The sequence below is a fragment of the Bacteroides sp. CAG:189 genome, from assembly GCF_000432295.1.
Lineage (GTDB): Bacteria > Bacteroidota > Bacteroidia > Bacteroidales > Bacteroidaceae > Bacteroides > Bacteroides salyersiae.
Window position 1 is genome coordinate 22577 of record NZ_HF991079.1, and the last position, 9832, is coordinate 32408.

Here is a 9832-nt window from a genome sequence, read left to right on the forward strand (position 1 = left end):
AATATTACCTCCTATTATTAAAGAAATTAAATCTTGAACCATTTAAGATAAAATTAAAAGCCGGACGAATCATCGCATTCGAGGGAGAAGATAACGTACGTGATACTGTAACAGATACTACGTTAGTCTTTTGAGACGCATTATCAAAATTTCCTATAAAACTGTCCCAATTATTCCTATCAATTAATAAACATCCGGCAGAAACCGGACTATTATTATCCGTCATTCCTGTAAAATTATAGCTGCCCGCTTTATGAATATTCATTCCCTCAGCATATGTTCTACCCTCGAACGTACTTCTTCTACCGACAGCAGGGCAAGGTTTACCATATCATCACTTAAATAAGCATGTTCCTGCGGAGAATAAAAGAAGGAAAAAGCAAAGAACTCTTTCGATTCCTTGTTTTTAACTGTAACACCACGCACCGTCTCGAAAACCGGATAACGATAGCCTAAAGCATACCAACGAAATGTTTCAATTTCCAATATAGCGGTATCATTCGAGAGACGACAGTCAATACTGTCAATCGGCAATAAAGGAGATAGTAAAGATCGCTCAAAACGACGCAAATCGAGTATATCCGACCCTTCTGCCATGCGCTTAAAAGAACGGACGCGCAATACATGCCGTAATGTGTCTCCACTGGGAAGTACCATAAAACCATAAGCGTCCGCCTTTACATCCGTAGTTCCCATCACATCCAGAGACAGATCCGTACAATATTTACCAAGCCCCTGATAATAAGATTGAAGGGAATCACCATAGTGTACCGGGTACTTCAAAAGTAACTCTGGACGAACATACTTCATCCAAGTAGTATTCTTTTCATAGCCATGAAAGAAAAGAGAATCACCAGACACACCATAATAGTAGGTTGTCCGATGCTCCATACCCGTCAACGAGTCGCCAATCTGCCCATAAGATATGGTATAGGCATCGTCCAACAGTTCCAACTCACTGAAATCCCATAAAACATTGGCACCCGAACGGCCCGGGTCACGATATTCTACGCATTGCTTTACAATAGTATCATTGGCACGTGGCAATGTCGAAGAACTTTCCAAAGAAAATTGAGAAAAAACAGACAAAGGAAATAATATCCCTATCAATGGCAGAGCAAGTTTTTTCATAGTAATTGATTATTGATTCAGTACATTTTTTTACTTCACACGTCAAAAATATAAGAACATGTGAAAATAGAAAGAATAAGTCTGTTCGGTTTTTGTTCGGTTTTCGTTTCAATTCGGCAGAAATACTATCAAAAACATTTCCTCCTATCAGAAAAAGTTTTTCGATACAACAAAGCTAAATAAAGTATGAAAAAATACATATCATTATCTATCATAATTGCATTCATCCATATCGTATATTGTGAAAGCATGTCATCAAAAATATCCGAAGAATATTTATATAGAGGATATACACACCAAAAGTTAAACCATCCGGATTCTGCCCGATACTTTTATCAAAGAATAATCGATGCCGACGAAAACATTTATACCACTGCAGATGCTTACCTACACTTATCAGAGATAGAAGAAGCCTGCGGAAACTATAAAGAGGCATTACGACTGTTACATATAAATCAGAATTGGCAAGATTCGATCCATAAAACCACACAAGCAGAAATGATGCAGCAAATCAATGCGCTACATGTCAAACATAATACCGAAAAAGAAAGTATGAAAAAGAGTATCTACTTGTATCGATCGGAATTAACAGCTATCGGAATACTCCTGTTGGTAGTAGTATATATTTTATACAAAAGAAAAAGAAAACGCAAACAACCGGAAACGAAAGAGATACTTTTGCGCAAATCGGATATTTATGCCCGGTTCCATTCAATAAATCATGAATCCAATTCAAGTATAACAGAAAAAGAATGGGCGGAATTACAAAAAGCAATAGATGACACCTACGAAAATTTCACAGGAACCTTATATGCCTTATGCAAAAAACTCAGTCCGATGGAACTGCATATTTGTTATCTGATGAAAATATCAATAAGCGTCACTAATATGGCATATATTGTAGGACGCTCTAAATCGGCAGTTTCCACTACCAGAAACAAACTTTACGAGAAACTACAAGGACAGAAAGGAACACCGGAAATGCTGGACCAGTTCATTGCAAAATTATAAACCCGGGAATATCGTTATTTCACTGAAAATCAAGGCATATAAAAGTATATATTTTCACCTTGTAAAAGAGTATATTATTACCATATAAGAGTATATACCTTTATGTGGCAAAAGTATATACTCTCACAAAAGTCAAGATAACTACCGGATTTTTATTCTGTTTTCTTCTCTTTGGATGCTTTACGCTGATTCACATAGCTACTAAACAATTGACGCCAATTACGACCGTTATTGTTCAAATACTGTTCACATTGAGTTTTATAGATCTCAAAAATGGCAGAAATCTGCTTCATACTTTTGTAATCAATGGCTTGTTCCCGCGCCTGTTTCAATAAAGAGAGAATATGCATTTCTTCTTCACGGGTCAGATCGGGGACAATGGCATGGTAACCTTTCAAGGTAAAGGCAACTTTCCCGACGGTGTACCTATCGAGCACCGCTTCCACCTGTTCATCCGTCAATGCTTTGTGCAATCCTTTCATCAGACGGTCGTGTACCTCTGCAGGCATGGCCGAATCGGCTATCATCTGACGATCCAGTTCAGATAACTTCTTTCCTGTTTGCGGATTAATACCCTCGGGAATAATGGTATAAGGATGAGTATCGTGCCAGTCACGCACCTGGCGAAGATGGTTGTAAATAAGGGTAGTCACGTATCCGGCCTTTTTCTCGTCTTCCAGATTCAAAGAAGCGACCCAATCGGCTGCTTTCTTCTCCAAAGCCAGATCGGAACGAAGACGTTCGAACAATGGCTTATCAAAATAGACTGCTACCTGGTCGAACGAACGGACAGCCGTCTCCGGCAACAATTCTCCTTTAGCGCCAAAGCTATACAGGGCTTGCTCCGGTTCAATGGTTATCTTACTTTCATCAAGCCGAGTTTTATCCAAATTGAATACCCTTGCAAAAAAATCATATACGGCATTCCGTTTATTCAGGCCGAAATCATGACGCTCTTTAGGGAGATGAACGTTTTCAATCTTCCCAACGGCATCATAAAAGCCATAGACACGTTGCAGATAGGGATATTCCAAACGAGGCACACTACTTGTCCAATCACCACCGTCCGAAACTATGAGTTGAGGCATCGGAGCAAACATAGCGGCCATTTCGGCATTACAAGTCCCACCACAAGCCAATTGAATAGGTGTTCCGCTCTCACAAGGACAACCACCATCAAAGTGAGATGCCAAACTGACAACAGGAGCAGCGGCCGTAAAACGCTCATCGAGGACGGTGAGAAGAACAGTCTGAGTTCCGCCACCCGAACCTCCGTTCACTCCGATACGGGATGTATCGATATCCTTGCGGACAGAAAGCAGATAATCTAAAATTGACAACCCGTTCATGGCCTGAATGACATGAGCGGCACTGGACCAATGGGCGGCTGCCCCTACCTGCAAAGTGGATTCTCCCCATCCGAATAAATCATAATCCACACATATCGCTCCCATACGGGCCAGCGTACCCATACGCTGCTGCTGGTCTTCACGGTAACGTCCCCCGCCGAAGTGCCCGTTCGGACAAATAATCAAGGCATGCTTTCCTTTCGTCCGAGGCGCATAGACAGATCCACAGACATACAATCCCGGTAAAGTTTCCAAAGCAAAATTCTGTACGGTATATCCTTCGAACTTACGAATCTTAGAGAAGATGGTTTTCGGGTCCCGTACTCTTTTGTTCAGAATAGAATCGATTCCCATTTTTTCCCGAATCTCTTTACGCAAGCAGGCTTTACGCTGTTCCCATGCAGTCCGGTCGGTATAGAGGGTATCGAGATACCCAAGTAATTTCTTCCCGTCGGCTTCTGTACGACGGGGATACTCGTATTTTTTCAATTTGTACAAATTGCCGCCTTGCGCTACAAACTTAAAATCGAAAGGAGCCAGCACATTGGTCAGCGACTCTTCCACCGAATAAGGCCGAATCCGGAAATCGGCATAGGACAATACCTTGCCCACCGTATCGATATCGTACTTCAGACGAACCTGAAAACGGCTTTGGATATCATTCAACACATCCCCCAATGGACGGGAGAATTGATTTTCATAAGTCTGCGCCTGCATCGATAAAGATAATCCAAGCATAGAAAATGCCATTAAACACGATCTTTTCATCTCTTTTTTACTCTTCAAGTCTTACTTCTTTTCCATTCACAATAACATCGGTCAAACGAATGCGTTCGCAATTCTCAAAGATACACTTCTCACGGGCATTCTTCACGTTGATGTCGCGCAGAATAATGTCAGTGACAGGAGCCTCTTCCAAACCCACAATTTTGACCGGCGTCTTCACGCCGACAGCAGTCAAACCGGAAATGGAAATATCGCGGAACAAGGGAGTCCGTTCGCTCATAGGTTCAACAGGCATCTTACTATATTTCAAATTCAATACGACGGCTTCCCGTTTGATGTTACTCATTATAATATTACTGACACGGATGTCTTCTACCACTCCACCGCGTCCGCGAGTCGATTTGATACGTATCCCGCGATCAGTGCCATCGAACACACAATTGCTGATCGTCACCTTTCGAACACTACCGCTCATCTCACTACCAATGACCACGCCGCCATGACCGGAAAGCATGGTACAATTGGTTATGGTAATATTTTCACAAGGCACTCCCAGACGACGGGCTTGGGCATCGCGTCCCGATTTGAGGGTGATGCAATCGTCCCCCACCGAGATGTGACAGTCGCTGATATGCACGTTCCGGCAAGATTCCGGATTGATGCCGTCCGTATTGGGCGAAGGCACATTATGAATCGTCACTCCTGTAACCACCACATTATCACAAAACTCCGGATTGACTGTCCAGAAAGGAGAATTGATAATCTTCACTCCTTCAATACGTACTCTTCGGCAACGCACAGGCTGAATAAACGGGGGACGAAAAAAACGACGTTTCAAGGTGCCGTGCCAATCCTCATTCGTTTCGGCGTAAAGTGCTTCCACATCATTTTCCCTTTCCCAAAGTGGCTGATATTTATTCAACTCACGCATACCGTTTTTCTCCAGATCGACATAAATACGGAAAAATTCCGTCCACCATGCCTTTCCCTGACCGTCGAGTGTCCCTTCCCCTTTGATTGTGATGTTCTCGGCATCCATAGCGGATATCAACGGGGAAAAACTTTTCATCATCACACCCTCGTGCCGCACTTCCATAAAGGGTAGATAATCATCGAAATTGTCGGAAAAGAGTAAAGTGGCTCCGGCTTCCAACTCTAAAGTGATATTACTTTTCAAGCGGATCGCTCCCGTCAGGTAAGTGCCTGCCGGAAAAAAAAGAGTACCACCGCCTGCTTGGCTCAAGCGGTCGACGGTATGATTGATTAACGTTGTATTCAAGGTCTTTCCGTCCGCTTTCGCACCGGACTTTAACATGTCGACACGTTCGGCTTTCAGCGTAATCGCCATACCGAAACAGAAAACAGAGAAAAGAATTGTACGTAGTGATTCCATAATCCGATGATGTATTGGTAGTTTTATACTGATAAATAGGATTCTATATTAATGTATGTATTTTATATTAATGGGATATATCCCCGTTTATACCGACGAAAGCTTCTTCGTCTACAATAAATCGATAACTACCGCTTTGTACTTCCTGCGGTGCTTTTCCATCCGGCAGATACACTTTCGCAACGGTATTGACCGGTACGGACAAATTTAGTATAAATTTACCGCCTTTTCGGGTCCAGTCTACCGTTATCTTGCCATACAAGGTTTCGTATGTCGCTTTCACAAAACTCAAATCGCCTACGGGCTTCGGAGCGATCACAAAATGCCGGTATCCGGGACGGGCGCCTGTCAGATAATCATGTCCGTCGAGCCCGGCAGCATCCGGACGAATACCTGCTAAAGAATGGAAAAACCATTCGTCAATCTGCCCCATCATAAAATGATTCCACGAGGAACCTTGCCGGGGATCCCATTGTTCGGTCAGCGTCGTAGCACCGAACTTAAGCTGAAATCCGTATCCCGGCGCCTCTTCGTGATTGAACATACGATATACTACTTCATCCCTGCCGGAACGTGCCAAAGCCTGGATAAGATAGCGGTTACCGACATCACCGGTAGTCAACCGATTGCCATGAGCGGCAATATCCTCTAATAAATGACCGAGCACACGCATCCTCGACGGTACACCGGTTTCAGACTCTCTATTCCCATCGTCCCCTCTCGCCATACCCAGAAAAAGCGGTAAAGCATTGCTGCATTGACTGCCGGAACCGTATTGTCCGGTTTCCGGATCGACAAAACGACGGTTAAAAGAACGTAGGATATCATCAGCCAAACGGGTATAATAACATTCGTCATATTGATTTCCCACCATTGAAGCGGCAAGAACCAGATAACGGACAGTCATATAATAATGAGCCGTCGCTACCAATGGTACCGGTGTGTTCCGGGAAAAACCGGCACGAAAATCCCCATAATCGTACCAATCGCCCAAACCGAAAGAAAGGATGTTTCCGTCGGCCCGGGTAGCCAGATAGTCGACATAACGTCTCATATTGGGATAATATTCTTTAATCAGAGTATCATCTCCATAGGTTTCGTAATACATAAACGGGAAAATGACCAATGCTCCCCCCCATTCGGGAGACTGGGCAAAGGGTTCAAGCCCCGGTCCTTCAAAAAATACGTATTCGGGGGCAGTAGTCGGCATAGCTCCGTCGGGATGCTGGGCATCCGCCATATTCTGCATTATCTGAGGACCATAAGCTGCCAAGTCGTAATTGTATAACAATCCCGGCCCGTTCAAATGAACCTGCTCCAGCCAACCTAACTTCTCGCGGTGCGGACAATCGGTAAACACGGATTGCATATTGCTGCGTACCGCTTTCTCTATCAATCGGTGAGCTGCATTGAAAATGGGATTGGAACATTCGAATGACGATATCCTAACTGCGGAATTGTAAACAAAACAAGATTGTATACTCTTGATCACCGGCAATTTCCGAGGATTCTTCTGCCCTTTCAATACAGCCCCCTCCACCTGGATATAACGGAAGCCATAGTACGAAAAACGAGGATGCCACCTCTCCTCACCTTCTCCTTTCAAGGTATACTCATAGTAATGTTGCCGCCCCGTCTGGCGTTGGTTGCAAGCCCCTTCTTCCGTCAATGCTTCGGCTACAACAAGAGTCACTTTCTGTCCTTTTTTCCCACGTACCACTATTTCCGGAAAACCGGCCAGATTCTGCCCCATATCCAATACAATGGCAGAAGGATCGACCGTCCTTTTGGTGGAAATACAGGCAGTGGCTACCTGTTCCGGAGTCAGCTTATTCACCGTCTTTACGTCATAACGTTCCATAATTTTGACCGGTGCTGCCTTTTGCGGACGAAGCACCCCTTTGGGTGCCTCCTGTATCACTACCGGCCGCCATTTGTCATCATTGAATCCCGGGCAGTTCCATCCTTGCTGTTCCAAACGGGCGTCATAGTCTTCCCCCCCATAAATACAATTGAATACAACAGGACTCAGATCATATTTCCATGTCGGATCGGAAGATATCGTTTGTTGCGAACCGTCAGTATAACGGATAAGCAGTTTAAACAAAAGGGTCGGCGCACCGAAACTAATCTGTAATTTACGATAACGACCTCCCTGCACATTATAAAAACCATTCCCCAACAAGACACCTATTGCATTTTCACCGGAACGCATCCGGTGTGTCACATCGTAAGTATTGTAATAAACGCTTTTATCATAATCACTCCAAAGCGGGGCAAATTCGCTATCACCTACTTTCTCCCCATTCAAAGAGAACTCATAAAAACCGAGTCCGCATACATAGGCGATGGCTTCGGCCACTTCTTTATCGGACCGGTCCGTACGAAACGACTTTCGCAGGCAGATGCTTCTCTTTGCCAAGGTATCTACTGCTTCCCAGGCGGATTTGACTTCCGGATTCTTCAATTCGCTCCCATGAAAGTTTCTGCCTTGGGGCAAACGGGCTTCCTGCCGGGTAATAGCACCGATCCATTGCCCGGCAGCCAAATCATCGGGAACGATGTGAAAAACTGCTTCCCGGCTCCATTGCGAAGGGGTATCCGTCTCGTCCCAAACACGAACACGCCACAGATAGGTATATGTAGGTTCGACAGAGAAACCGGTTTCGGGCACAGAAACTAACTGGCTTTGGGTGGAAATAATCTTTCCACTATTCCATACCGAATGCCCTGTACAAGAGTTTTTGATTTCGATTTCATAAGCCGTCTGCCTACTACCGTTATCGGAAGAGTTCAATTGCCAGCCCAAACGGGGAAGCCGCCCTACAGCAACAAATCCTTCCTGCATTTCACTGGTCAGCTTACCTACCGAAAGAGCGGCGGCCGGTTCACTCGTCGCAAGGTTTTCGGCTGTTAACAGAAGCGGCCAGCAAAACAGTATAAGCCATAGATATCCTTTTAATTTTATCATCTGCCTGATTACTTATTTTATTCTAACACATCTTTACATACTATTCTTTCGAGCGTATCAGACTGTCCGACTATCTTTCCATCCACCAACACCAGCAACCCTTTACCGCGATGATACCGGTCACCATACTTGTCCCAAAGAATCGTCAGATAATGACCGTGATAGAGAAGATTATCCAAACAGAACCAATCCCACCGGCCATCGGGAAGCAACGGATTCACTTCAACCGTATGATCCGTACGAGGACGCAAACCTACCAGACCGGTAATTATCAAATCATTGAAAGTGGAATGATTGTAATAACGGCTCCGTTCCTGATCGCCTTTCAACCAATATCCGGTCACTTCATCCAAATACTCGCCGATGTAGGGACGCCCCCGGTGATATTGCGATTCTACATACCGTTCCATCTGATGAAAATAGATACTGTCGGTCAGGACAGACTGTGCAGAACGGTTCATAAAATTGGCCATCGCCGTTAAAGTTTGTGCTGAAGCAAACGGCCAGATAGCCCCGTCCCACTCACATTTTCCCACTCCATGCGTACGGAACTCCGGATGGCGGCGCTCGGCGGTAGTAAGACCGTAAGGAGCAGAAAAGCCGCCTTCATCCATTACCTCTTTCCACGCCACATCGTATTTGCCGGTATCGGGCAGATTAAAATACCAGGGAATATACCCGATAGCCTCACGGACATTGGCAGAAGAATCCTTACGCAAGGTTTCGAAAAACGAGTGACGCTCATTCCAAAGTTTCTCCTGTACCAACTGCTTCAAGGTGTCGGCTTTAAGACGATAGCAAGTTGCACGGTCGTCATTACCGGCCAGCTTATTTAAAGCTGAAAGTGCTTTAGCATTGCCATACATATAGCTATTGATGGTGGGACGCGCATATTGTTTCCTACGCCCTCCACTGATGGATTCTTCCATTCCATCCTGCACATCACCCTGCCAGTAAAGGCCTCCGGGCAGACGGTGAGTACTCTCCCAACGCCGGTATTCCGCTTCCAGATCGGGTAACAGATCCATCGTAAACGCACGGTCGCCACTGACAAGATAGCGATTGAACACTGCATCTGCATTCCAGGAACTGAAGTTCATCATCTTCTTCATAGGATTCCCCCCATTGCCACGATACCAGGTACGGATGATCTGGTCGAGATATTCCGGACGGCGCAACCAGCGACTTTCATAAATATGATGTCCCACGGCACAAGCTATCAGGTTATATTGGTCGGCATAAGAGCGGTTG

At 44.8% G+C, this 9832-nt stretch carries 7 protein-coding genes; 1 reads left to right on the plus strand and 6 read right to left on the minus strand.

Features of this window, described 5'->3' with window-relative positions; genetic code table 11:
* Positions 1–4: 4 nt before the first annotated feature.
* Both QVP90_RS11420 and QVP90_RS11425 read right to left on the minus strand, forming a co-directional pair.
* On the minus strand, positions 5–265 hold the full coding sequence (locus QVP90_RS11420; RefSeq protein WP_021936498.1) for a hypothetical protein: 261 nt from the start codon (positions 263–265) through the stop codon (positions 5–7).
* Positions 262–1131 carry a hypothetical protein gene (locus QVP90_RS11425; RefSeq protein WP_021936499.1) on the minus strand — a complete coding sequence of 290 codons (870 nt, stop codon included), beginning with the start codon at positions 1129–1131 and terminating at the stop codon, positions 262–264. The genes QVP90_RS11420 and QVP90_RS11425 overlap by 4 nt, the downstream gene beginning before the upstream one ends.
* 186 nt (positions 1132–1317) lie before the next feature.
* Between QVP90_RS11425 and QVP90_RS11430 the strand changes: the two genes are divergently transcribed.
* Entirely contained in the window at positions 1318–2142 is an 825-nt protein-coding gene (locus QVP90_RS11430) for a tetratricopeptide repeat protein (protein ID WP_021936500.1), read from the plus strand.
* Positions 2143–2294: 152 nt separating this feature from the next.
* Here the strand turns inward: QVP90_RS11430 and QVP90_RS11435 are convergent, their stop codons facing one another.
* The 4 genes from QVP90_RS11435 to QVP90_RS11450 form a co-directional block, all read right to left on the minus strand.
* A complete protein-coding gene (locus QVP90_RS11435) occupies positions 2295–4259 on the minus strand; it encodes a 6-O-methylesterase (RefSeq protein WP_264380774.1) in 1965 nt (654 codons plus the stop codon).
* A 7-nt stretch (positions 4260–4266) separates the two neighbouring features.
* Positions 4267–5610 carry a glycoside hydrolase family 28 protein gene (locus tag QVP90_RS11440; RefSeq protein ID WP_005925554.1) on the minus strand — a complete coding sequence of 448 codons (1344 nt, stop codon included), beginning with the start codon at positions 5608–5610 and terminating at the stop codon, positions 4267–4269.
* Between the two features lie 67 nt (positions 5611–5677).
* Positions 5678–8578 carry a glycoside hydrolase family 78 protein gene (locus QVP90_RS11445; RefSeq protein WP_406566622.1) on the minus strand — a complete coding sequence of 967 codons (2901 nt, stop codon included), beginning with the start codon at positions 8576–8578 and terminating at the stop codon, positions 5678–5680.
* A 20-nt stretch (positions 8579–8598) separates the two neighbouring features.
* On the minus strand, positions 8599–9832 hold a 1234-nt coding region (locus QVP90_RS11450; protein WP_288204351.1), incomplete at its 5' end, for an MGH1-like glycoside hydrolase domain-containing protein.

Coding starts and splice junctions, on each gene's coding strand:
- QVP90_RS11420 (WP_021936498.1), bottom strand. CDS start 265: ATGAATATTCATAAAGCGGGCAGCTATAATTTTACAGGAATGACGGAT.
- QVP90_RS11435 (WP_264380774.1), bottom strand. CDS start 4,259: ATGAAAAGATCGTGTTTAATGGCATTTTCTATGCTTGGATTATCTTTA.
- QVP90_RS11425 (WP_021936499.1), bottom strand. CDS start 1,131: ATGAAAAAACTTGCTCTGCCATTGATAGGGATATTATTTCCTTTGTCT.
- QVP90_RS11430 (WP_021936500.1), top strand. CDS start 1,318: ATGAAAAAATACATATCATTATCTATCATAATTGCATTCATCCATATC.
- QVP90_RS11440 (WP_005925554.1), bottom strand. CDS start 5,610: ATGGAATCACTACGTACAATTCTTTTCTCTGTTTTCTGTTTCGGTATG.